We start from the raw sequence: 20,983 nt of genomic DNA on the forward strand, positions 1-20,983 counted from the left end.
CCCTCGCGGAACTCCGCGTCGTACCGTTGGCGCTTCTCTGCCATGACCCCAACTTCCCCTGCAGTCACGGTCTTCACGCTACGAGGGGAACCTCAGTCGTGACCTTACCGCCGTCGCCGACGACGACGCCGTGGGCCTTTCGGACCTCGTATCCGTAGGCGTACGCGGCCATGTCGTAGGTGCCGGGCGGCACCGTGAGGCTGTAGTGGCCCTGGGCGTCGGTGGTCGCCCGGTAGTCGCCGGCCATGACGGTGACACCGGCGAGCGCCTTGCCGGAGCTGTCGGTGACGGCGCCGACGACCTCGCCGTGCGGGCCGCTGCGGAAGGCGGCGAGACCGTTGGGCGTGCCCAGACCGGTCGGGCCGTCATAGCCCGCGCCCGCGGTGCACAGATACGACGGGGTGCAGCTGCCGTTGAAACCCTGCGTCACGTCGTTGAGCGCGGACGGGTTCGCGTACGGGTACGAGTTCGGGTAGCTGCCCTCGACCGGCGTTCCGGCCGAGGCGTACGTGCCGGCGATGATCGGGGCCGAGGCGCTGGTGCCGCCGAACACGGACCAGCCGCTGCCGCCGTAGGTCTGGTAAACCGAGACGCCGGTGGCCGGGTCGGCGACCGCAGAGACGTCGGCGACGGTCCGCTTGTCACAGCCGGTGTCGGTCTGGAAGGCCGGCTTGGGCTCGTACAGCGAGCAGCCCGAGCCGGTACCGCCGGCGCTGCTGTGCCACACCGTCTCGGACCAGCCGCGGCTGGTGCCGGCGTCCCGCGTCAGGGCGGTGCCGCCCACCGCGGTCACGTACGGCGAGGCGGCCGGGTAGGTGACCCCGTAGCCGCTGTCGCCGGAGGCGGCGACCATCGCCACACCCGGACGGTTGTAATGGCCGTCCCAGTCCAGCTCGACCGGGTCCTCACCGCTGCCCGGCGAGGAGTCGTAGCCGCTCCCGTAGGAGTTGGACACGAATTTGGCGCCCTGCGCGACCGCCTGGTCCACGGCGGCGAGCATGTCCACGAACCTGGAGCTGTCGGCCTCGACCAGCAGGATGTGGGCGTGGGGCGCGGCCGCGGAGAGCATGTCGAGGTCGAGGGATATCTCGCCCGCCCATCCGGCGTCCGGCTCGGGGTAGTCCGTGCCGCCGCGCTGGTCGATCTTCCGGAAGCAGCCGTTGTCGGCGGTGCAGGGGGGCAGGCCGTACTGCTGGCGGTAGACGGCCAGATCCGCCTCGGCGGTCTGACCGTCATAGGCGGCGACGATAGCGATCGTCTGGCCGGTGCCGCCGTTCGCCGGCAGGTTGTAGGCGTTCTGCAGGTCGGCGGGGCCCCAGCCGTTCGGCGTACTGGTGAACGGCTGGACGCCCTTGATGCCCTTGACGTCGGTGCGACGCATCGCCAGACAGCCGAACTCGCCCTTGCGGGGCGAGCTGCAGACCTGTTCCACCCTGGGATGCGAGGGGGTTTCGGCGGTGCCCTGCGTGGCTGCCGCGGCACTGCCGGACGCCTGGGTGACGGGAAGACCCAGGATGGCCACGGCCGCCGCGGTCAGCGCAGCCAACCGCGCGAATCTCTTCCGCGCGGAATGACTGGAATGTCTTGAAGTGCGCAATGTGTGACTCCATGCCTGCTGAACTCGGGTCGACCCGTGCGCTGTTCTCGGTCGACAGTGGAGTGGAGTGATCCACCGAGACAACTAATGCAGCATGGGCATGTCCTCGATAAGAGGGTGTGCCTGGCGTGTACAGCACGTGGCGTGAACACGCCCACGTCAACGCGGCACCTCGACATGCGAGTCACTAGTCTCGGCCTCCGAACCTGCGCAGGTGAGACTGGGGCGCATGAGCGCCCCGAGGATCCTTCACCCCGTGCCCTACTACGCGCAGTGGGAATCCGCCGCCCTCGCCCAGGAGTTCATCACCGGCCAGCGGGACGCGGCGGATGACCCGCTCTGGCAGAAATCGGGCGCCGACAGCCCGGCCGAGTACGCGTTTTGGGCACCGCGCATGTGCGGTGTCGCGCCTGCGGATGGCGCTGGACTACTGGAGGCGCCCGGCGCCTCCCTCCGTGCCGCTCGTCCTGGAGCTGTGCGAGGCCGGCGCCTACGTGCGTGACGGGGACCAGGTGAAGGGGTTGATCTACCAGCCGTTCGCCGAGCACGTCCGGGACTGCTGGGACCTCCAGGCCGAGTCCGTCCCGGACCTGCCCGCCGCCCGTGTCCGTGAGTAGGTCGCGGGCGGGCGGCTGGTGCTGCTGTCCGTACACAAGACGATCCGCACGACTGACGACGAACCACCGAGCAAGGGCGGTCACCTGGTGCTTGCCGTCGGGGTATATGGGGAGGGCGTGATGACCACGACCGGCTGCCGCAGCGTGCTTTGGGTGCCGTTCACGAACATGTCACGGACGGTGAGGGCAACTCCTTGGGCGCGTTCCGTGTCGAAGTGGCACAGGTCGTTTCCTGACAAGGAGCCACTCATGCGCCGTCACACCGCTGTTGCCGCCTTGATCGCGTGTTCCGCGCTGCTGCCGGTCACGGGATGCGCACGCAACGCCGACCAGACCGTTGTCACCGCCCCGATCAGATCCGCGCCCGGGGCGGTACCGGACGAGAAGAACTGCCCTACCGCCGCCGATTTGCAGGACAATCCCGAGCCCACCAGTGCGGCCGCCACCTCCACCAACGACCCGGCCGCCGAGGAGCTGTCCAACGACCCGATCGACGACGCGCTGTGGAACGACCCGGTCGCCGAGGCGCTGTCCCAGGCCGTGGGTGCTCAACGCGACGCCTTCGCGGACGTCTACGGCTCGCACATGACCGACTACCCTCCGGGCCGGGTGGCGCTGTGCGTGACCGACCTGGCCCGCGGGCGGCAGCTCGCGGCGGCGGCCAAGCAGGCGGACCCGGGCATCGACCTCTCCCGCCTGGACCTGTACCGCTGCAGCTATGCAGAACGCACTCTGTCCGCCACGCTCGACAAGATCAACAAGGCGGACGACCAGGGGCGGCTGCTGGGATTCCCGCTGTACTCCTCCTGGCTACCCCCGGACGCCTCAGGCGTCGTAGTGAACACGACCGCGCAAGGCGCCGCCTCGCAGGCCCTGCGCGACTGGCTGGCAGCGCTCACGGGCGGCATCCCGGTGACCGTCGTCAATGACACCTCGGCGATACCGATACCGGCCTGAGCACCGGCGCCCGATGCGCGTGCCCGCTGGACCTGGACCAGCGTGATCACAGGCGCTCTGCAACAGCTCGCCGCCCTGCCGAACCCCGGCTGACGGTCGTGGAACCTGGCCTGGGGCCACGACGTGGAGATGCCGATCACGGGAGTGGTCTCCGCCCTGCTGCACGGCAAGGTCACCCTCGACGAGGCCGCGGCCGCGCTGATGCAGCGGCCCCTCAAGCCCGAGCGTTGACCCCAGGAGTTGACCCCTGAACCGGCCCCGCCGTCCGCCGTCGCGGATGGTCGGGGCCGCTTCAGCGTCCAGCTGGCTACGGATGCGCGGCAGCTTTCGGTCATCCTGGCCGCCGACGCGGGCTCGTGGAGCCCGGGAGCGGGTACGGGCTGGTCAGAGCCCTACGCGTTGCGGTTCCCACGCGGTGTTCCCACGGGAACACGAGCGGCAGTCCGAGGCGGCCCGAGGCGGGCCAGGACGGGCTGACGCGGGTTGAAGCGTGGGAGTTCCCGCAGGTCGGAGAGAAACCGCAGGTCAGGGCACATGCGAGGGGCCCTCTGTGCGGGGGCTCCGGCCGTCGTCGTATGCCCGTGTGCTGACAAAAAAGAGGGTGGCTCGAGGACCGGCGACGGGACCGGCGGACCGTCTTCCCGGCCGTTGCCGCCGCCACCGTAGCCGAAGGCGGCGACCAGAGAAAACGTGCAGAACGACCTGAGGTCTACGCCGTTAGACTCAGTGGCAAGCGGCCGATCAACCTCCCTCGGACAGGAAGAGCCAGGGGTGCCCAACACACTGCAGGAAATGATCAAGAACAAGCTGGACCAAAAGGGATGGTCCTACAGCGATGTAGCGCGCCGGGGCGGCATCTCTCGCTCGACCGTTCACCATCTGGCGACGTCGGCGAAGCTGGCGCAGATGCCTCAGCAGACCACGCTGGAGGGTCTCGCCAGAGGCCTGGGTATACCGGTGGCGCCCGTGCAGCGTGCGGCGGCCGAGGCCGCAGGTGTCCATGTCTACTTCGAGAACGCGCCCGAGATCACGGATCCGGAGGTGGAGATCCTCATCGCGAGCGTGCAGAAGCTCAGTCCCGCGGATCGCCGGCATGTGGCTGTGCTCGTCGAGTCCTTGCTGCAGGCAGGGGAGTCCTAGAGAGGGTGGATCAAAACCTCTCCATTCCTGCCACTTTGATCCAGCCGATCAGTGTCCGCACCGTTGCGTAGTCGAGTTCTGCCACCCTGACAATCGCTTGTAAACCGTGGGAATCCATCGGCACGCACGCCGCATCCAGGGCGCAGTACAGCAGCACTTGATGGGCCTGCGTCGCCGAAAGAGGCCTTCCTGCATCCATTCCGGCCCTTAATTCCTCGGCGATTGGCAGGGGTGGTGTGACGTCCATGTCTCCAGACTTTTCTCGAGCCTTCGCGGATCATCCTCGTCGTTGTGGTCCGTGAGTTCGCGGCACATTCTTTCCCAGAATGCCTCGACCACCGCGTGATCGTACCAATCGCCGATGGTCCCGGAAGCAGGGCCGTGCCTCAGGGCCTGCGCACGCTCGGTGAAACAGCATCCGACAAGGTTTCCCTTTGTGGTGTCCGTGGCCTGCTCCGCGGCGACTTCGTAGGAAATCGCTTTGTCGAAGGCGCGATCAATGAGCGAGGCGCTCGCCTCGGGAGCCGTGCTCCAGCTCACCAGGTGATGCGATGTCGAGTCGAGGACGACAGCAGCGGACAAAGCGCCCTTCGGTGTGCTGTGGGTGAAGACGTCGATGACCCAGCGCCGGTCGGAAACCCCGGAGGCAGTGGGCGGCGCGCCCTCGTGCAGCCTGCCGGCCCTGCCGCGGATGCCGGCCTGAGCCATGAGCAGCTCCACCGTTCCATGGCTGACACTGATGCCGTACCGGCGGCCGAGCTCCTGCCGGATGCGGCGGTAGCCAAAGGTCGAACCGGATGAGCTGTAAATGTCGAGAATGATCCGGGTCAGCCAGGCGTGCCGCAGTGATCGAGCCGACGGAACACGGTCACGCCACGCGTAATAGCCGGACTCCGAGACGCCGAGCAGCTGAATGATTCCGCGCGCCGGGAAGCCCTCTTCCGCCATCGCGGAAATCACTTCGTATCGCCTTTTGGGGGCACCACCTCCGACATGAGGTCAATGGCTCTCCGGCACGCCGCGATCTCGCTCTCCAGCTTTTCGATGCGAGCTTGCGCCTGCTTCAGCTTGGACTGGGACATGAGATGAGCGCTGCTCACTGGACCTCGCTTCCCGACCGTGATTTCAGTACTCAGGGCTGTGGTGGGAGTCCACAGCCCTGAGCGCTTTTGCGGGACCTACCGGACGTAGCGGTGCATGGTCACGGTCGGTGCGAAGTCGGCCAAGGAGTCGCTGCTGCCACCCCTCGGTGCTCGGGCCGCCTCACGGTCGAGGATCGTCTTCACCCTGCGGGCCAGCTCGTCCGCCTGTTGTGTGACCTGGGAGATCGGCAGGCGAGACGCCTTGAGGGCCTCGACCTGGTGGTTGATCGAGTCGAGTTCGTTGCGGCCGTCGCGGCTGAGGCTGAATCCCCGAGGCGTGGCGACGATGAATTGATATGCCCCGGAGAACGTCTCGCACGACGGGCAGTGTTCGTTGATGCCCCTGCTGATGTTGGAGGCGTTGATGAGGCGCGCGTTTCGGCCGGCCGTGGTGACGATCTGGTAGGAGAGGGCGATCGAACGGCAGGGGGCGTCGATGGAGCAGCCTGAGGACACTGCCGTAGCCCGGTTGTTCGCCGTCACGGCGACGGTCGGCCCGTATTCGTGGATCTTGAAGGATTCGTCGAACTGGTTCCTGTGGGCCCTGTTGGCGTGGCTCTGCGCCATGTCGACCGCGATGGCGACGCTCTGGGAGATGCGGGAACCGCCGGGGCTGGCACCTGCCGAGGTGGTGCTGGCCGTCACGGCCAGTCCGGCGGTCGCGGCGATGCCGAGGCCGATCGCCGCTTTGGAGGAGGTCTTGGGGCGGGGCTTGCGGTGGTTCATCGTTCTCTCCTGCGGATGAGGTGGTGTGCGGAGTCAGGAAGGGCTGGAGCCGGATGGGGCTGTCTCGGAGGGTGAGGGGGATGCGGTGACGGACTCCGAGGGTGAGGAAGAGGGGGACGCGGAGGCCGTCCGGCTTTCGGAAGGGTGTGGGGACGGCGTGGTGGGAGTGCTGCCGGCTGGTGTGGTCGGGGTCGGACCTGCCTCCGCCGTGGAGGCGGCCGGTGTGCCGGGGGGAGGCGCCGGGGCGGTTGCCGAGGTGGCGGGCGGGGCTGCCGCGGAGTGGGACGGAACGGTGCCGGGGGACGTGCTGTTGTGTCGTGTGACCCGCTTTCCCGGGGTGGCGCCGGCAGGGTGGCCCACCTGGGAGCCCGTGGGGGTGGGGTGCGGGGCTCGGACGGTGGGCACGCCGGGTTGCAGGACAGGAGTGACCGGGGCTGATTCGGGAAGTGGCTTGGGCGCAAGTCCCTGCACCCAGGCGGTTCCGAGAACGGCGCAGCCGGCGACGACTGCGGCGGCCAGAGCGAGACGCATGGCAGGCTTGCCCTCTGTCGCTCTCCTGGCGGCTCGGTACAGGCGGGCCGTCAGCCGCCCCGCGAGATAGGCGCCTCCTGCCATCGGGCAGAGCAGCATGAGTGTGCCGATGAGTCCGACCAGCCCGGCAGTGATCTGCCCTGCCGTGAACGCCGAGTACGTGCCGAGGCATTGGGCCGAAAGGCTGCGCAGTGCGGTGGCCAGGAGGCGTGGAAGGTTCCACAGGGCGTACCCGGCCTCTGCCAGGAGCAGGGGGATCATGGTCAAGACCCACACCGTCACGATGATCCGGGCGGAGCGCTTGAGGTCGGCCGCACCTGCGACGGGGCGTTTCCGCCCGGGCACCATGCTCGACAGGATGGGCTTGACCTTGCCGTACAGGTCGGGAACACCGGCCAGGTCGCCGAGGATGTAGTAGCCGTCGAGCCGCACCGCCGGCACCAGCTGTTCGAGGACCTCGAAGTGCGTGAGGTAGACCGCGGCAAGGAAGAAGGACTGGCCCGTGAGAAGGTAGCCCGCGGTGAGGGCCAGCATGAAGATGACGTTGAAATACACGCCTCCCAGCCCGGTACGCAGGCGGCCGGTCTTCCCGATCCGGTACACGTCGGTGACGTCCGTGTACATGGATGGCCAGATCAGGAAGATGCCGCATCCGATCTTTCCGGGTACGCCCCCGCTGTACCGGCAGGCCGACGCGTGCCCGAACTCGTGAAAGACGAGGGAGGCGACTGTCAGCACGAAGAGGATGAGCATCCACAGCGGCTGTTCGAGCACTTGCAGCACGGACGTGATGGCTCCGTGAACACCGAAAAGCCAGATGTCCATGGCCGCGGTGCCTGCGAGCACCAATGCCACGACCAAGGGCCGGTGCAGCCAGGAGAGCGCGGCGGCGATGCGGGCCACCTGCGCCTCGTGGAAGATCACTTTGTGGCCACGGAGGGCGAGGAGCAGGTCCGAGCGAGGGGCCGGGGGCTCTTCCGGCAGGTCTCCGAAGGGGACCGTGATCCCGAGGGGAGTGAGCTTTCGCTCCACCAGGTGGACGACGTTCTCCGTGGTGACTTCGGCCCCGTAGCGCCCGCTCACCCGATGGGAGATCGCTTCGGCGTCGCGTACGCCGTCGATGGAGCTCACGACGAGGTACAGCAGGCGCGACAGTTGGATTACCTGACCGTCGCCTCGGCGGACAATGTACTTGCGCTCGGTGAAGCCAGACCCCTGGTATTCCCCGAGGGTCTGCAAGCCGTGGCTCAGTCGGGGAACGGGCGCGGCGTTCCACGGCATGAAGGTGTCGGCCGGCTTGGTGTACATCGAGTGGGTGAATGAGTCCGGCGTGCCGTTGACGGCCGCTTCCTGGGGGAATCCGTCCCAGGGGTGCGGAACCTGAACATCCAGCGTTCTGAAGCCGCTGGGTTCTTCGGACGCCGTCATTCTCTTCTCCAAGGCGCGTCTGATTTTCTGACGAATGGCCACAGCACTGGACAGCAGGCGTGCGGTATGGAATACCGGGCGTGGAGCGGGTGCAGGGCCAAGTCCGTCGACCTGGCCCTGCACACCGTCTGCCGGAGTTACTGCTGAATGCTGATGGCCTGCTGCGCCTCGGACTGGGCGACGGCCCAGGGCGAGCACGAGTTCAGCGCGGCGGACTCGTTGTGAGCGTCCACGTGCGCGGTCTTCTTAGTGATGCTGGTCATCTTGGTGAAGTTGAACGAGAACTTCCCCAGCGCCTCCCGGCCGGGCAGCAGTTCCGCGGTCTCGGCCTCGAGCTGGTCCATGTTCATGGGGACACCTTTCATTGAAGGGTTGTTGGGCTGGCGGCAGAGATCCGCTCTTTGCAGCCGGGTCATGCGGAAAACCCTGCTGTGGAGCCGGAGGCGGCGGAACCGCTGGGGGAACCAGCAGGCACACACCAACCGCGCCGTCCAGAGACTCCGAACGGTTTGTCCGGAGGTCCCGGACAGTAGCGGAAGCGGAAGTGGGAGTGCAAACCGCCTATATGCGACATGCGTTCAAAAGCGCACGGTCGTTCCCTTTCGGGTCCTCGTGGAGGAGGGTGTGCCGGCGCCCCGGAGCTGTGTCCCGACCTGTACGCGGGCTTTGAGGGGCGAGCGAACTCTGTAAAAGTCAGGGCAGATCAATGACGGTTGTCGCGCTCTGCGGGCGGCGAAGTAACAGGTGGTGGGGTTCCTGCTCCTTTTTTACTCCTGGAAATACGGGTCGTTTAAGGGCGGGAATTAGCCTGCGGGAGTCATTGATTCAGTCCCGAGAACTGGTTGGACGACTAATCTCGCCACGCCGCATAATTCGTCTGGACGGGTGTTTCGAAAAGGCGGGGTGGCGCTGCTTCACACATGCCCGACAAGGCGGCTGAGCTGCTGCTTTCTAATCCTGGTCGGCTGTCCCCTCGTGCCTGACCGCACACCGGCTTCAGCAGTGGGCCCAGTAATTCGATGTAACGTCGGATGCAGCGGCAGGGAAACACCGAATTCCTGCCGTTCGAAAGGAGAGCAAGTGAAGACCATTGCGAGATCGGTGGCGGTCGCGCTTCTGACTGCCGGCGCCGTCGTGGTGCCTGCCTCCGCAGAGGCGATTGCGGCCCCGCTCCATGCCCCAGCCTCCGCGACGTTGGCGGCCCACTCGTTCGACCGGGGCGACCGTTACAGCCCCTACGAGTACCGCCACGGCTCTGACCTGTGGCGACACCGCGACTACTGGCGTCATGACAGCTACCGGTACCGGTACTGCGACCGCTACTCGAGGTGGGACCGGGACTGCGACCGGGACTGGCGCTACCAGTCGAACCGATGGGACTGCTACCCCTACGGGCGTCGCTACTAGTCCCGCTCCCGTGAAAGGGCCGAGCCGCCCGCCGTCGAACCTTCCGACGGCGGGCGGCTCGCCTTTTACTGAGGCGGGGGTGATCTCGGAACTTGGTGGTGGAGGGATTTTCCTATTCGCGCCCAGTAATCAGTCGATGGTCAGCCTATAGACCGTCAGGGTCATTCCGTCGACTGAAACACAGGAATCCATCTGGCTTGTTGTCAACCCGGGGACAACCCTGCTGAGGGTCTGAAGTTCGGCCGCACTGAGAACGGCGGTGGCGGCCTTGATCAGGTCGGTCAGTGTTGCCTCGGACACTTCCTGGCGTGCGTCACCGGGGAGCAAAATAACCGTCTCACCAGTGCTGCCGCGGACGACAGCGGTCATTGAAGTTCCTCGTACGACGAGCACCTGCTACCCCTCTCGCCAGCGCACCATTTTCGACCCGCTGATACTGGCGCGGCAGGAGGGAGGGTATCCGGTTCACCCCAGTGCGACGGCCTCCCAGCCGTCGGCCGCGTCGAGCTCCTCTTGGAGTCTGATCGCGTGGACGATACTCGCGTTGAGTGTCTTGCGAATGATGGGATCGGAGATCCCCCACGCGTTCATGGCCTCGTTCGGGGACAGCGCCGCTGAGGCTGCCTCTTGGCTTGCGGTTCGGGCCCCTCGTTGTTCAGGGATGAGACCGCTCTCCACCAGCATCGCTCGGTGATCGAGGTCGAGGACCGTGGCCCACTTCGTCAGCTGTGAGGGGAGCGGCAGGGTTCTGCCGTCCAGCGTCCGGCTGATGGTGGTCAGGCTTAGTCCGGTCAGGGCCGCCAGTTGCGCTCGGCCGCCCTTGCGCCGGCGGATGTCGTACCCGGCCGCGGTCGCGGCCGAGGAGAGGTAGGCGCCGACACGCCGCGCTTGAGCCTGTCGCCCGGGCCGATTCCCCTGATGGAGATCTTCCGTAATCCGCATGTCCGGAGGGTAGCGCGCGTGCATGTACTTTCACGCTAGTTGCATGCGTGCACCTTTGCAGGTCAAGGGCCTAGATCGGCATTCCTCCAGGCCAACTCGTCGATCGAGTACTTATGTGCGAATAAAAATAGCCTTGCGTCACATCAGCCTGGCAACTTCCATACGTCCGTGCGTGTGGGTTAGCCGCACGGATGCAAGTCCCTTAGGGGGTCTTCTGACCATGCTCCGCCTCCATATGGCCAAGCTCCTGGTGAAGGCCAAGGAGCTTGGTGACGAAAGTGTTGCCGACGTGGCGCAGCGCACCGGTATCAGCAGGTCGACGCTCCACCGACTCGCGGCCGGGACGAAAGAACCGAGCCTGGCCACGCTCTGGACGCTGCGCGACGCCTACGGGATCGGGCTCGACACTCTCGTTTATGACGACCCGCTGACCACGAGGCGCACCGCCGTTTCACGCCGGTGGTCGACGCCCGCTCCAGTCGGACGCCGGCGCGAGTCCGGCTGACGCCCCCGCGGAGCCCACGGGGGCGGTCTCTCCTCGTCACCCAGCCCCACACAGTTCCTCCACTCACGATCGGAAGCAGGCTTTGATTTCTCATGCCCAGGCCGTGTCCGGCGGCCTCACAACGAGGGAACCGGCCCTCATCACCCGCGCCCAGCAAGGCGATCCCGAGGCATTCGGCGAGCTGTACCGGATGTACCACGACGTAATCGCCGCGTTCATCGGCCTCCGCGTCAGATCGAACCCGACGCTCGCCGAGGACCTCACCGCCGATGTCTTCATGAAGGCGTGGGCCAAGATCGGCACCTTCCGGTGGACCGGCACGTCGATCCGTGCCTGGCTGTGCACGATCGCCCGCAACGTGGTCGCCGACCACTTCAAGGTCGCCGCGACACGGCGCCTGACCTTCGTGGACCAGATCACCCACGTGTGGGACGCCTGGGTGACCCCGGTGAGCACCGCGGAGGACACGGTCCTGTCCACCCTTGCCGCTGCCGACCTGCACCATGCCCTGTCCGGGATCACGCCACGTCAACAGGCCGTCATCCGGCTCCGGTTCCTCCGTGAGCTGACCGTCAGCGAGACGGCGCGCACCATGGGCACCACCGACGCCGCCGTCAAGACCCTGCAGTGGCGCGCGCTCGACTCCCTCCGCAGGGCCTATGTGGAGGCGGGAGCATGACGACCACTCCCGACAGCCGTAGCGACGCCGAGGTCGAGCGCGAACTGACCGAGCAGTTGGCGCAGTTGGCCCGGAGGTTCATCGCGGGCCTCCAGGCGCAGGGGCGCCTGGTGGAAACGGGCGGGGCCGAAGCCCTCAAACGGCTCCAGGAACAGGACGAAGCGCAGCGCGGCCTTCCCGAAGAGGACCAGCCGGCCGCCGACGTCACCGAAGCCGCCGCCGACCCGAAGCCGCCCGCCCCGGCACTCCTCCGCGTGATCGCCCTGCCCGGCACCGGCCTTGACACGCCCCCGGCGCCCGACACCGCGGCTGGTGTGCCGCAGCCGGCCGTCGTGCCCGTCGCCGAGCAGACCCCCATGATCAGGCCTGCCGCCGCTCGGACCACGAGCACCGAGGAGCAGGGGGCGGCCGACTGGACTCCGGCGCAGGCCCGTACGGCCGCTGTGGCGGCCAAGCTGCGGGCCGAGAACGCGGGCCGGCTCGAGACCACGCACATCACCTTCGACCACGAGCGCGTCGTCATCCACATCCACGCCCTCTCACTCGACCACTGGGAGTACTGGCTGACCGCCATCGGCGCAGCACTCGACGCTCCCACCCACCGCGCCGGATGGGCCCAGACCGCCGCCGGACAGATCGACGCCGTCGACGTCCACCTCACCGCGTACCAAGTGCCGCACCTCCTCGACACCGCCGCTGAGGCCGCCGGCGAACCGTTCTTCCTGGGAGGGCGTGTTTACGACCTCGCCCGCGGCCAGGTCGACCGGCACGGCCAGATGTGGAGCTACCTCGGCCAACGACGGGAAGACGGCATGCCGCTGCTGACCCTCTGCGGCACCAGCAGCCCTCCTTACCCGCTCGTCTCGATCGTCACGGCCAACGGCCCCCTCTCCGCCGTTGAGACGCAGACCGCCGAGGCTTTGTCCCCGGACGCCGAAGACACCCGGTGAACACCGGCCCCGATCACGGTGAGCCGCATCCAGGGGACTCACATGGCCCGAGGCGGGCCGGGACGGGTCGTTCTCAACTCGTGAAGCCGATCCGCGCGAGGCGCAGGGGGCCGCGCAGCCCGAGGCGCAGATCGTGTACGCCGGCGGCGGTGGCCGGAACGGTGAGGGTGGTGTAGTCGTACGGGCCCGACGTGGGGCTGTCCAGGACGACAACCGCGAGTACCGGGGCGCCGTCCAGGGACAGTTCGACGGTCCCCTCACTCGCCACCTCCACGCTCACCCGCGTCACACCAGTGCCGAAGTCGCGGTCAGGGTAGAGCAGTTCGCCCCGCCTGCCGGGAGCGGGTGTCACCGCGTCGCCCGTCGTCCTCGTCCGGTCGACGATCTCGATGCCCGACTGCTCGTCGAAGTCGGCGGCGCTCAGGCCGTGTTGCAGGACCGGGCGCGGAGTGCCGGGCTCGCTGTCGAGAGTGAGGGTGGTGCGGAGGCGGATGTCCTCGCCGGAGGCGCCGACGAGGAAGTCGTACGGGCCTGGCTCCAGACGCCGGCGGCCCAGTGACACGTCCCAGAACTCCAGGGTGGAGAGGGGGACTTCGAAGGTCAGGTCAGCCGTTTCACCGGGCGCGAGCGTGATGCGGCGGTGGGCGGCCAGCTCCCGGCGCGGCCGCGGGACCGACGGGTTCGCGGCGCGGGTGTAGAGCTGGGCGACCTCGTCGGCGGTGACGCCCCCGTGGTTGGTGACCGTGAAGGACACGCGCACCGTGTCCTGCCCGACCTGGACCGCCAGGTCGCCGTATCCGAACGACGCGTACGACAGCCCGTGTCCGAAGGGGGAACAGCGGGGTGCCCTCGAAGTACAGGTACGTCTGGCGGCCGCCGATCACGTCGTAGTCGAGCAGGTCCGGCAGGTCGGAGTCGCCCGCGTACCAGGTCTGCGGGAGCCGGCCGGCGGGGGAGGAGTCACCGGCCAGCACCCGGGCCAGAGCGGTGCCCGCCGCCTGGCCGCCGTGGGCGGTCCACAGCACCGCCCGCAGGGGAGCGGGGTCGACCGCGTACGGGTACGACGAGACCAGCACCAGCGCCGTGTTCCGGTTCGCGGTGCGGGCCGCGCGCAGCAGACGCTCCTGGTGCTCCGGCAGCCGCAGGGTCGTACGGTCCTGTGTCTCCCGGCCGTTGATGTGCGGGTCGTTGCCCGCCACCACCAGCACCACGTCGGCTCGGCCGGCCGCGCGCGCCACCGCCTCCTCCCCGCGCTCGGACACGACGAGCTCGAAGACCTCCGCGCCGTCCGGCCCGTTCTCCTCGGCGATCCTCACGCCGTCGGCGGTGACACGGACGTGGCGACCGGTCCCGATGTGCCGCAGGAGGTGCCCGCCGCGGTGCGGTTCGAGGCGGAACGTCTCCTGCACCACCCAGCCGCCGGGCTGGTCGGCCGAGGCACGCACACGACCGGGCCCGCTCCTCCGCCAGCAGCTCCGTGAGGTCGTCCGTGCGCAGGAAGCGGACCAGGCCCGCGGCGTCGACGTCGACCGTGAGCGCGCCGACGGTCAGGCGTCCCCGGCCGTCCTCGATCTTGACGGTGCTCTCGGTGGCCGGCGCGTGGGCCAGGAGCGCGCCGGGCAGGCCGTCCAGGACCGGGCCCCCGAGCCGGGCGCGCACCCGGACCGCGTCCGGCCCCCACGGCTCGATGCGCACGGTCTCCTGGCGGCCGCTCCACTCCAGCACGCCGTCCCGGTCGCGGAACATGCCGACCGTGGGGAAGGACTGGGCGAGGCTGACCGGGCCGTGCGGGGGCTGGGTCTCGGCATGCTGGTTCACGAGTGCTCTTTGAAGGAGTGCGGACGGGGAGTCCTGCGAGAAGGCGTGAGAAGGCATGGGGGCGCCCCCGGCGGGCCGGGGCCCGGGACGGAGCAGACTGGTGTCAGGAGCCGGAGTGGACCGGCCCCGAACTCGCCCGGACCGTCAACTCGGGCGCGATGAGCACCACTTCGTCCGTGCCGCGCCCGTCGAGCTTGGCCACCAGGTGCGCGACGGCGTGCCGGCCCATCTCCTGGGCGGGGATGCCCACCGAGGTCAGGCGCACCGAGGCCTGGACGGCGACCTGGTCCGGGCAGATCGCGACCACCGACACGTCCTCGGGGACCGCGCGGCCCTGCTGGCGCAGCAGGGCGAGCAGGGGTTCGACGGCGGACTCGTTCTGCACGACGAAGCCGGTGGTGCCGGGGCGCTCGTCGAGGATCCGGGCCAGGGTCACCGCCATCGCGTCGTACCCGCCCTCGCACGGGCGGTGCAGCAGGCCCAGGCCCAGCTCGCGGGCCCGGGAGCGCAGACCGTCGAGGGTGCGCTCGGCGAAGCCGGTGTGCCGTTCGTAGACCGCGGGCGCCTCGCCGATGACGGCGATGTCACGGTGCCCGAGCAGTGCCAGGTGCTCCACGCACAGCGCGCCCGTCGCACCCCAGTCCAGGTCCACGCAGGTCAGCCCGGTGGTGTCGGCGGGCAGCCCGATCAGGACCGACGGCTGGTCGGTTCCGCGCAGCAGCGGCAGCCGTTCGTCGTCCAGCTCGACGTCCATCAGGATCATGGCGTCGGCGAGCCCGCTGCCGGTGACCCGGCGCACCGCGTCGGGGCCCTCCTCGCCGGTGAGCAGCAGCACGTCGTAGCCGTGCGTGCGGGCGGTGGTCGCCACGGCGATGGCGATCTCCATCATCACCGGCACGTACATCTCGGTACGCAGCGGGATCATCAGGGCGATGATGTTGGACCTGCTGCTCGCCAGGGCGCGGGCGCCCGCGTTCGGGTGGTAGCCGAGCTCCCGGATGCTCTCCTCGACCCGCTGCCGGGTGCTCGCGGAGATGGACCGCTTGCCGCTGAGGACGTAACCGTGCTCGCCGAGACTCCGGCGTGCTGGGCGACCTCGGCGAGGGTGACCATCCAGCTCTCCAAGTTTTGTGAAGCGCTTCGACAGTGCGCGGTGCTGACATCAGGGCGTGAGGGTGGTTCGACAGTACCCCGGCGAGGGTGGGTGTCCATAGCGCTGTCGAGGCGCTTCGATTGTTTTCTTCCCCTGGTTCGGGGTGGGCCATCCGAACGGAGTACGCGAGTGGTCGTCACGCCCCGCACACAGGATGCTGGGGTGGCATCACACCGAAACAGACGGTGGACTGCGAGCGTCCGTACGCGTGGGGTGGTGGATCCGCCCGGTATCGGGTACATACGATCCAGTAGCACCGGTCGGTAACGTACCGCCCCCACATCCCTCTTCGCGGCGAGGTGAGCCTCATGTCCGCACCAACGTCCAACAAGCCCACCGTGACCGAGCGCGAGGCCCGCCAGGTGGCGGAGGCCGCCCGGGAGCAGGACTGGCGCAGGCCCAGCTTCGCCAAGGAGCTGTTCCTCGGCCGCTTCCGGCTCGACCTCATACATCCGCATCCGCTGCCAGCCGCCGACGACGCCCAGCGCGGCGAGGAGTTCCTGGCCAAGCTCCGCGACTTCTGCGAGACGAAGATCGACTCGGCCCGCATCGAGCGCGACGCCCGGATCCCGGACGAGGTCATCACCGGGCTCAAGGAACTCGGCGCCCTCGGTATGAAGATCGACACCAAGTACGGCGGCCTCGGCCTGACCCAGGTCTACTACAACAAGGCCCTCGCCCTGGCCGGCTCCGCCAGCCCCGCGATCGGCGCGCTGCTCTCCGCGCACCAGTCGATCGGTGTACCGCAGCCGCTGAAACTCTTCGGCACCCAGGAGCAGAGGGACACCTTCCTGCCGCGCTGCGCCCGCACCGACATCTCCGCCTTCCTGCTCACCGAGCCGGACGTCGGCTCCGACCCGGCGCGCCTGGCGACCACGGCGGTCCCGGACGGCGACGACTACATCCTCGACGGGGTCAAGCTCTGGACGACCAACGGGGTCGTGGCCGACCTCCTCGTCGTCATGGCGCGCGTGCCGAAGTCGGAGGGCCACCGAGGCGGCATCACCGCCTTCGTCGTCGAGGCCGCCTCCGAGGGCATCACGGTGGAGAACCGCAACGCCTTCATGGGCCTGCGCGGCATCGAGAACGGCGTCACCCGCTTCCACCGGGTCCGGGTCCCGGCCGCCCACCGCATCGGCGCCGAGGGTCAGGGCCTGAAGATCGCCCTGACCACCCTGAACACCGGCCGGCTGTCCCTGCCGGCGATGTGCGCGGGCGCGGGCAAGTGGTGCCTGAAGATCGCCCGCGAGTGGTCCGCGGCCCGCGAGCAGTGGGGCAAGCCGGTCGCGCTGCACGAGGCGGTCGGCTCCAAGATCTCCTTCATCGCGGCCACCACCTTCGCGCTGGAGGCGGTGCTCGACCTGTCGTCCCAGATGGCCGACGAGAACCGCAACGACATCCGCATCGAGGCCGCCCTCGCCAAGCTCTACGGCTCCGAGATGGCCTGGCGGATGGCCGACGAACTGGTCCAGATCCGCGGCGGCCGCGGCTTCGAGACGGCCGCGTCCCTCGCCGCCCGCGGGGAACGCGCGGTGCCCGCCGAGCAGATGCTGCGCGACCTGCGCATCAACCGCATCTTCGAGGGCTCCACCGAGATCATGCACCTGCTGATCGCGCGCGAGGCGGTCGACGCCCACCTCTCGGTCGCCGGCGACCTCATCGACCCCGACAAGACCCTCTCGGACAAGGCGAGGGCGGGCGCGAACGCGGGCGTCTTCTACGCCAAGTGGCTGCCCAAGCTGGTCGCGGGCCCGGGCCAGCTCCCGCGCTCGTACGCCGAGTTCCACCCGCCCGGGCACCTCGACCTCTCCGGCCATCTGCGCTATGTCGAACGCCACGCCCGCAAGCTCGCCCGCTCCACCTTCTACGCCATGTCCCGCTGGCAGGGCCGGATGGAGACCAAGCAGGGCTTCCTCGGCAGGGTCGTCGACATCGGCGCCGAACTGTTCGCGATGAGCGCGGCCTGCGTCCGCGCCGAGCTCCTGCGCTCCCAGGGCGACCACGGCCGCGAGGCCTACCAGCTCGCCGACGCCTTCTGCCGGCAGTCCCGCATCCGCGTCGCCCAACTCTTCGACCGCCTGTGGACCAACACCGACGACCTCGACCGCAAGGTCGTCAAGGGCGTCCTCGGCGGCGCCTACACCTGGCTGGAGGAAGGGGTCATCGACCCGTCGGACGACGGCCCCTGGATCGCGGCGGCGGACCCCGGCCCGAGTGAGCGGGAGAACGTGCACCGCCCGATCAGGTGACGGCCGGCCGACGGCCACAACATGCGGTGCGGCCGCCCGCCGGCGATCTCCACCGGCCGCCCGGAGGCATCGGCCACCGGGCGGCCGACCGCGTCCGCCGGCGGGGGCGCGCCGTGCCGCGTCCCCGGCGCGGCGACCGGCGACTCGCTCCCCCTTCGGGAGGGACGCGCTGTCCGTTCGGGGAGCCGCTGCCGCCACAATGGGGGAATGAGCGACAGTCCAGCCCCTCTCGCCGACCCGCACCTCGTCTTCGACCCCGTCGCCGGGGACGGGCCCAAGGACGTGGTGGTCCTCGGGTCCACCGGGTCCATCGGCACCCAGGCCATCGACCTCGTACTGCGCAACCCGGACCGCTTCCGGGTCACCGGGCTCTCCGCCAACGGCGGACGGGTCGGTCTCCTCGCCGAGCAGGCGTACCGGCTGCGGGTGCGGACCGTCGCCGTGGCCCGCGAGGACGTCGTACCGGCCCTGCGCGAGGCGCTCGCCGCGCAGTACGGGACGTCCGGGCCGCTCCCCGAGATCCTCGCCGGGCCGGACGCGGCCTCCCAGCTCGCCGCCTCCGACTGCCACACCGTCCTCAACGGCATCACCGGCTCCATCGGCCTCGCCCCGACCCTCGCCGCCCTGGAGGCGGGCCGCACCCTCGCGCTCGCCAACAAGGAGTCGCTCATCGTCGGCGGCCCGCTGGTCAAGGCGCTCGCCAGGCCCGGTCAGATCATCCCGGTGGACTCCGAGCACGCCGCCCTCTTCCAGGCGCTCGCGGCGGGGACGCGGGACGACGTGCGCAAGCTGGTCGTCACCGCCTCCGGCGGGCCCTTCCGCGGCCGGACCAAGGCCCAGCTCGCCGACGTCACCGTCGAGGACGCCCTCGCCCACCCCACCTGGGCGATGGGCCCGGTGATCACGGTCAACTCCGCCACCCTGGTCAACAAGGGGCTGGAGGTCATCGAGGCACACCTGCTGTACGACATTTCCTTCGATCGCATTGAGGTCGTCGTGCATCCGCAGTCGTATGTCCACTCGATGGTTGAGTTCACCGATGGATCCACCCTCGCCCAGGCGACGCCCCCCGACATGCGCGGGCCCATCGCCATCGGCCTGGGCTGGCCCGAACGCGTTCCCGACGCCGCGCCCGCCTTCGACTGGAGCAAGGCGTCGACCTGGGAGTTCTTCCCGCTCGACAACGAGGCCTTCCCCTCCGTGGGGCTCGCCCGGCACGTGGGCCGGCTCGCCGGCACCGCCCCGGCCGTGTTCAACGCGGCCAACGAGGAGTGCGTCGACGCGTTTCTGCGCGGCACACTGCCCTTCAACGGGATCATGGAGACCGTGACACAAGTGGTCGAGGAACACGGCACACCCCGCACGGGAACTACCCTGACGGTGCCGGACGTCCTCGAAGCGGAGACCTGGGCCCGCGCCAGGGCCCGGGAACTGACAGCGCGGACGGCGACAGCGGAGGCGCGTGCATGACGTCCTTGATGATGATCCTCGGCATAGTCGTCTTCGTGGTGGGCCTGCTGGTCTCGATCGCGTGGCACGAGCTGGGGCATCTGTCCACCGCCAAGCTCTTCGGCATCCGCGTGCCGCAGTACATGGTGGGATTCGGCCCGACGCTCTGGTCCCGCAGGAAAGGCGAGACGGAGTACGGCATCAAGGCCATCCCGTTCGGCGGCTACATCCGCATGATCGGCATGTTCCCGCCGGGCGACGACGGCCGGATCACCGCGCGCTCCACCTCGCCCTGGCGCAGCATGATCGAGGACGCCCGTTCGGCGGCCTTCGAGGAACTCGGCCCCGGTGACGAGAAGCGCCTGTTCTACACACGCGCCCCGTGGAAGCGGGTCATCGTGATGTTCGCGGGCCCGTTCATGAACCTGATCCTCGCGGTCGCGCTCTTCCTGACCGTCCTCATGGGCTTCGGCATCTCGCAGCAGACGACCACCGTCAGCTCGGTCTCCCAGTGCGTCATCGCGCAGAGCGAGAACCGCGACAACTGCACGAAGACCGACGCCCCGGCGCCGGCCGCGGCCGCGGGCCTGAAGGCGGGCGACAAGATCGTCTCCTTCAACGGGATGAAGACCGACAACTGGAACCAGCTGTCCGACCTGATCCGCGCCAACCCCGGCAAGGAGGTGTCGATCGTCGTCGACCGCCAGGGCCAGGACGTCACCCTGCACGCGAAGATCGCCACCAACCAGGTCGCCAAGAAGGACTCCCACGGCCAGATCGTGCAGGGGCAGTACGTCAGCGCCGGCTTCCTCGGCTTCAGCGCCGCCACCGGCATCGTCCGCCAGGACTTCGGCCAGTCCGTGACCTGGATGGGCGACCGGCTGGGCGAGGCCGTCCACTCCATCGCGAACCTGCCCGGCAAGGTGCCGGCCCTGTGGAACGCGGCCTTCGACGGCGCTCCCCGCCAGCCCGACTCCCCGATGGGCGTGGTCGGCGCGGCCCGCGTCGGCGGCGAGATCTTCACCCTGGACATCCCGCCCACCCAGCAACTGGCCATGGCCCTGATGCTGGTCGCCGGCTTCAACCTCTCCCTGTTCCTGTTCAACATGCTCCCGCTGCTCCCGCTGGACGGCGGGCACATCGCGGGGGCGCTGTGGGAGTCGTTGCGGCGGAATCTGGCGAGGGTGCTGCGCCGGCCGGACCCGGGTCCGTTCGACGTGGCGAAGCTGATGCCGGTGGCCTACGTGGTGGCGGGCGTCTTCGTCTGCTTCACGATCCTCGTCCTGATCGCTGACGTGGTTAACCCGGTCAAAATCTCCTAGCGGACCCCTGACGAAGGCGGCCGGACGGGTCTCCCGTCCGGCCGCCTTCCAATGAGTGGGTTTTGACGGGTGGGATGTGCTGGGGCACATGGACGTGCCGTAATCTCGATGCCTGGAGCCCGCCGCTGAACGAGGCCGGACCTTGATCCACGACTTGGGGTTGCACAGCAGATGACTGCGATTTCTCTCGGCATGCCGTCCGTTCCGACCAAGCTCGCCGAGCGCCGCAAGAGCCGGCAGATCCAGGTCGGCTCCGTGGCGGTGGGCGGGGACGCGCCGGTGTCGGTGCAGTCGATGACGACGACGCGTACGTCGGACATCGGGGCCACCTTGCAGCAGATCGCGGAGCTGACGGCTTCGGGCTGCCAGAT

At 68.8% G+C, this 20,983-nt stretch carries 19 protein-coding genes and 4 pseudogenes; 12 read left to right on the forward strand and 11 right to left on the reverse strand.

The annotated features are described in order from the left end of the window. Nucleotides 1-73 precede the first annotated feature (73 nt). Complete coding sequence (locus ABZ818_RS38315; RefSeq protein ID WP_361425596.1) at nucleotides 74-1,546, reverse strand: carboxypeptidase regulatory-like domain-containing protein; 1,473 nt, start codon at nucleotides 1,544-1,546, stop codon at nucleotides 74-76. A gap of 452 nt (nucleotides 1,547-1,998) precedes the next feature. Here ABZ818_RS38315 and ABZ818_RS38320 point away from each other — a divergent pair, with 452 nt between their 5' ends. From ABZ818_RS38320 to ABZ818_RS38335, 4 genes and pseudogenes are all read left to right on the forward strand, one after another. Next, nucleotides 1,999-2,214 (forward strand): hypothetical protein, encoded by a 216-nt coding sequence (locus tag ABZ818_RS38320; protein WP_361425599.1) that lies wholly within the window; start codon nucleotides 1,999-2,001, stop codon nucleotides 2,212-2,214. Between the two features lie 249 nt (nucleotides 2,215-2,463). Next, nucleotides 2,464-3,171, forward strand: a complete 708-nt coding sequence (locus ABZ818_RS38325) for a hypothetical protein (protein WP_361425602.1) — start codon at nucleotides 2,464-2,466, stop codon at nucleotides 3,169-3,171. Nucleotides 3,172-3,276: 105 nt separating this feature from the next. Beyond that, nucleotides 3,277-3,402: pseudogene (locus tag ABZ818_RS38330) on the forward strand (glycerol-3-phosphate acyltransferase); the annotation flags it as partial. A 561-nt stretch (nucleotides 3,403-3,963) separates the two neighbouring features. Next, nucleotides 3,964-4,311 carry a helix-turn-helix transcriptional regulator gene (locus tag ABZ818_RS38335; RefSeq protein ID WP_361425605.1) on the forward strand — a complete coding sequence of 116 codons (348 nt, stop codon included), beginning with the start codon at nucleotides 3,964-3,966 and terminating at the stop codon, nucleotides 4,309-4,311. A 10-nt stretch (nucleotides 4,312-4,321) separates the two neighbouring features. Here ABZ818_RS38335 and ABZ818_RS38340 read toward each other — a convergent pair whose 3' ends face one another. The 5 genes from ABZ818_RS38340 to ABZ818_RS38360 form a co-directional block, all read right to left on the reverse strand. Continuing rightward, nucleotides 4,322-4,510 carry a hypothetical protein gene (locus ABZ818_RS38340; RefSeq protein WP_361425608.1) on the reverse strand — a complete coding sequence of 63 codons (189 nt, stop codon included), beginning with the start codon at nucleotides 4,508-4,510 and terminating at the stop codon, nucleotides 4,322-4,324. An 8-nt stretch (nucleotides 4,511-4,518) separates the two neighbouring features. After that, nucleotides 4,519-5,271, reverse strand: a complete 753-nt coding sequence (locus tag ABZ818_RS38345) for an IS3 family transposase (protein ID WP_361425611.1) — start codon at nucleotides 5,269-5,271, stop codon at nucleotides 4,519-4,521. Between the two features lie 218 nt (nucleotides 5,272-5,489). Further along, nucleotides 5,490-6,179, reverse strand: a complete 690-nt coding sequence (locus tag ABZ818_RS38350; protein WP_361425614.1) for a hypothetical protein — start codon at nucleotides 6,177-6,179, stop codon at nucleotides 5,490-5,492. A 33-nt stretch (nucleotides 6,180-6,212) separates the two neighbouring features. Further along, the gene (locus tag ABZ818_RS38355) at nucleotides 6,213-7,991 is read right to left on the reverse strand and encodes a hypothetical protein (protein ID WP_361425644.1); all 1,779 of its coding nucleotides are present in this window, start codon (nucleotides 7,989-7,991) and stop codon (nucleotides 6,213-6,215) included. Nucleotides 7,992-8,275: 284 nt separating this feature from the next. Continuing rightward, nucleotides 8,276-8,488 (reverse strand): hypothetical protein, encoded by a 213-nt coding sequence (locus tag ABZ818_RS38360; RefSeq protein WP_361425617.1) that lies wholly within the window; start codon nucleotides 8,486-8,488, stop codon nucleotides 8,276-8,278. Between the two features lie 844 nt (nucleotides 8,489-9,332). Between ABZ818_RS38360 and ABZ818_RS38365 the strand changes: the two genes are divergently transcribed. Continuing rightward, nucleotides 9,333-9,545 (forward strand): hypothetical protein, encoded by a 213-nt coding sequence (locus ABZ818_RS38365; protein WP_361425620.1) that lies wholly within the window; start codon nucleotides 9,333-9,335, stop codon nucleotides 9,543-9,545. A 129-nt stretch (nucleotides 9,546-9,674) separates the two neighbouring features. Here ABZ818_RS38365 and ABZ818_RS38370 read toward each other — a convergent pair whose 3' ends face one another. Next, on the reverse strand, nucleotides 9,675-9,914 hold the full coding sequence (locus ABZ818_RS38370) for a hypothetical protein (protein WP_361425623.1): 240 nt from the start codon (nucleotides 9,912-9,914) through the stop codon (nucleotides 9,675-9,677). Nucleotides 9,915-10,010: 96 nt separating this feature from the next. Then, nucleotides 10,011-10,487: a transcriptional regulator gene (locus ABZ818_RS38375; protein ID WP_361425626.1), complete on the reverse strand. Its 477-nt coding sequence runs from the start codon at nucleotides 10,485-10,487 to the stop codon at nucleotides 10,011-10,013. A 235-nt stretch (nucleotides 10,488-10,722) separates the two neighbouring features. Here ABZ818_RS38375 and ABZ818_RS38380 point away from each other — a divergent pair, with 235 nt between their 5' ends. The 3 genes from ABZ818_RS38380 to ABZ818_RS38390 all read left to right on the forward strand — a co-directional run bounded on the left by ABZ818_RS38380 (nucleotide 10,723) and on the right by ABZ818_RS38390 (nucleotide 12,621). Continuing rightward, nucleotides 10,723-10,992, forward strand: a complete 270-nt coding sequence (locus ABZ818_RS38380) for a helix-turn-helix transcriptional regulator (RefSeq protein WP_361425629.1) — start codon at nucleotides 10,723-10,725, stop codon at nucleotides 10,990-10,992. Nucleotides 10,993-11,095: 103 nt separating this feature from the next. Further along, the gene (locus tag ABZ818_RS38385) at nucleotides 11,096-11,671 is read left to right on the forward strand and encodes a sigma-70 family RNA polymerase sigma factor (RefSeq protein ID WP_361425632.1); all 576 of its coding nucleotides are present in this window, start codon (nucleotides 11,096-11,098) and stop codon (nucleotides 11,669-11,671) included. Then, complete coding sequence (locus ABZ818_RS38390; RefSeq protein WP_361425634.1) at nucleotides 11,668-12,621, forward strand: BN159_2729 family protein; 954 nt, start codon at nucleotides 11,668-11,670, stop codon at nucleotides 12,619-12,621. The genes ABZ818_RS38385 and ABZ818_RS38390 overlap by 4 nt, the downstream gene beginning before the upstream one ends. A 73-nt stretch (nucleotides 12,622-12,694) precedes the next feature. Here the strand turns inward: ABZ818_RS38390 and ABZ818_RS38395 are convergent. The 3 pseudogenes from ABZ818_RS38395 to ABZ818_RS38405 all read right to left on the reverse strand — a co-directional run. Further along, a pseudogene (locus tag ABZ818_RS38395) lies at nucleotides 12,695-14,072 on the reverse strand (glycoside hydrolase family 3 C-terminal domain-containing protein); the annotation flags it as partial. 1 nt (nucleotide 14,073) lies between these two features. After that, nucleotides 14,074-14,439 (reverse strand): annotated as a pseudogene (locus tag ABZ818_RS38400) (family 31 glucosidase); the annotation flags it as partial. Between the two features lie 103 nt (nucleotides 14,440-14,542). Continuing rightward, a pseudogene (locus tag ABZ818_RS38405) lies at nucleotides 14,543-15,552 on the reverse strand (LacI family DNA-binding transcriptional regulator). A 348-nt stretch (nucleotides 15,553-15,900) separates the two neighbouring features. Here ABZ818_RS38405 and ABZ818_RS38410 point away from each other — a divergent pair. From ABZ818_RS38410 to ABZ818_RS38425, 4 genes are all read left to right on the forward strand, one after another. After that, on the forward strand, nucleotides 15,901-17,841 hold the full coding sequence (locus ABZ818_RS38410) for an acyl-CoA dehydrogenase family protein (RefSeq protein WP_361425637.1): 1,941 nt from the start codon (nucleotides 15,901-15,903) through the stop codon (nucleotides 17,839-17,841). A gap of 207 nt (nucleotides 17,842-18,048) precedes the next feature. After that, nucleotides 18,049-19,311: a 1-deoxy-D-xylulose-5-phosphate reductoisomerase gene (gene dxr / locus ABZ818_RS38415; RefSeq protein WP_361425640.1), complete on the forward strand. Its 1,263-nt coding sequence runs from the start codon at nucleotides 18,049-18,051 to the stop codon at nucleotides 19,309-19,311. 8 nt (nucleotides 19,312-19,319) lie between these two features. Further along, nucleotides 19,320-20,612, forward strand: coding sequence for a site-2 protease family protein (locus tag ABZ818_RS38420; protein WP_361425647.1), 1,293 nt, complete (start codon nucleotides 19,320-19,322; stop codon nucleotides 20,610-20,612). A gap of 171 nt (nucleotides 20,613-20,783) precedes the next feature. Next, nucleotides 20,784-20,983 (forward strand): flavodoxin-dependent (E)-4-hydroxy-3-methylbut-2-enyl-diphosphate synthase (locus tag ABZ818_RS38425; RefSeq protein ID WP_030422095.1); only part of this gene is annotated, 200 nt, incomplete at its 3' end.

Source organism: Streptomyces sp. NPDC047453 (genome assembly GCF_040643155.1).
GTDB lineage: Bacteria > Actinomycetota > Actinomycetes > Streptomycetales > Streptomycetaceae > Streptomyces.

Excerpts from the sequence above, each read along its gene's own strand:
- ABZ818_RS38325 (WP_361425602.1), top strand. The coding sequence starts at position 2,464 with ATGCGCCGTCACACCGCTGTTGCCGCCTTGATCGCGTGTTCCGCGCTG.
- ABZ818_RS38335 (WP_361425605.1), top strand. The coding sequence starts at position 3,964 with ATGATCAAGAACAAGCTGGACCAAAAGGGATGGTCCTACAGCGATGTA.
- ABZ818_RS38340 (WP_361425608.1), bottom strand. The coding sequence starts at position 4,510 with ATGGATGCAGGAAGGCCTCTTTCGGCGACGCAGGCCCATCAAGTGCTG.
- ABZ818_RS38350 (WP_361425614.1), bottom strand. The coding sequence starts at position 6,179 with ATGAACCACCGCAAGCCCCGCCCCAAGACCTCCTCCAAAGCGGCGATC.
- ABZ818_RS38355 (WP_361425644.1), bottom strand. The coding sequence starts at position 7,991 with ATGCCGTGGAACGCCGCGCCCGTTCCCCGACTGAGCCACGGCTTGCAG.
- ABZ818_RS38360 (WP_361425617.1), bottom strand. The coding sequence starts at position 8,488 with ATGAACATGGACCAGCTCGAGGCCGAGACCGCGGAACTGCTGCCCGGC.
- ABZ818_RS38370 (WP_361425623.1), bottom strand. The coding sequence starts at position 9,914 with ATGACCGCTGTCGTCCGCGGCAGCACTGGTGAGACGGTTATTTTGCTC.
- ABZ818_RS38375 (WP_361425626.1), bottom strand. The coding sequence starts at position 10,487 with ATGCGGATTACGGAAGATCTCCATCAGGGGAATCGGCCCGGGCGACAG.
- ABZ818_RS38380 (WP_361425629.1), top strand. The coding sequence starts at position 10,723 with ATGGCCAAGCTCCTGGTGAAGGCCAAGGAGCTTGGTGACGAAAGTGTT.
- ABZ818_RS38390 (WP_361425634.1), top strand. The coding sequence starts at position 11,668 with ATGACGACCACTCCCGACAGCCGTAGCGACGCCGAGGTCGAGCGCGAA.
- ABZ818_RS38410 (WP_361425637.1), top strand. The coding sequence starts at position 15,901 with ATGTCCGCACCAACGTCCAACAAGCCCACCGTGACCGAGCGCGAGGCC.
- dxr (WP_361425640.1), top strand. The coding sequence starts at position 18,049 with ATGAGCGACAGTCCAGCCCCTCTCGCCGACCCGCACCTCGTCTTCGAC.
- ABZ818_RS38420 (WP_361425647.1), top strand. The coding sequence starts at position 19,320 with ATGATGATCCTCGGCATAGTCGTCTTCGTGGTGGGCCTGCTGGTCTCG.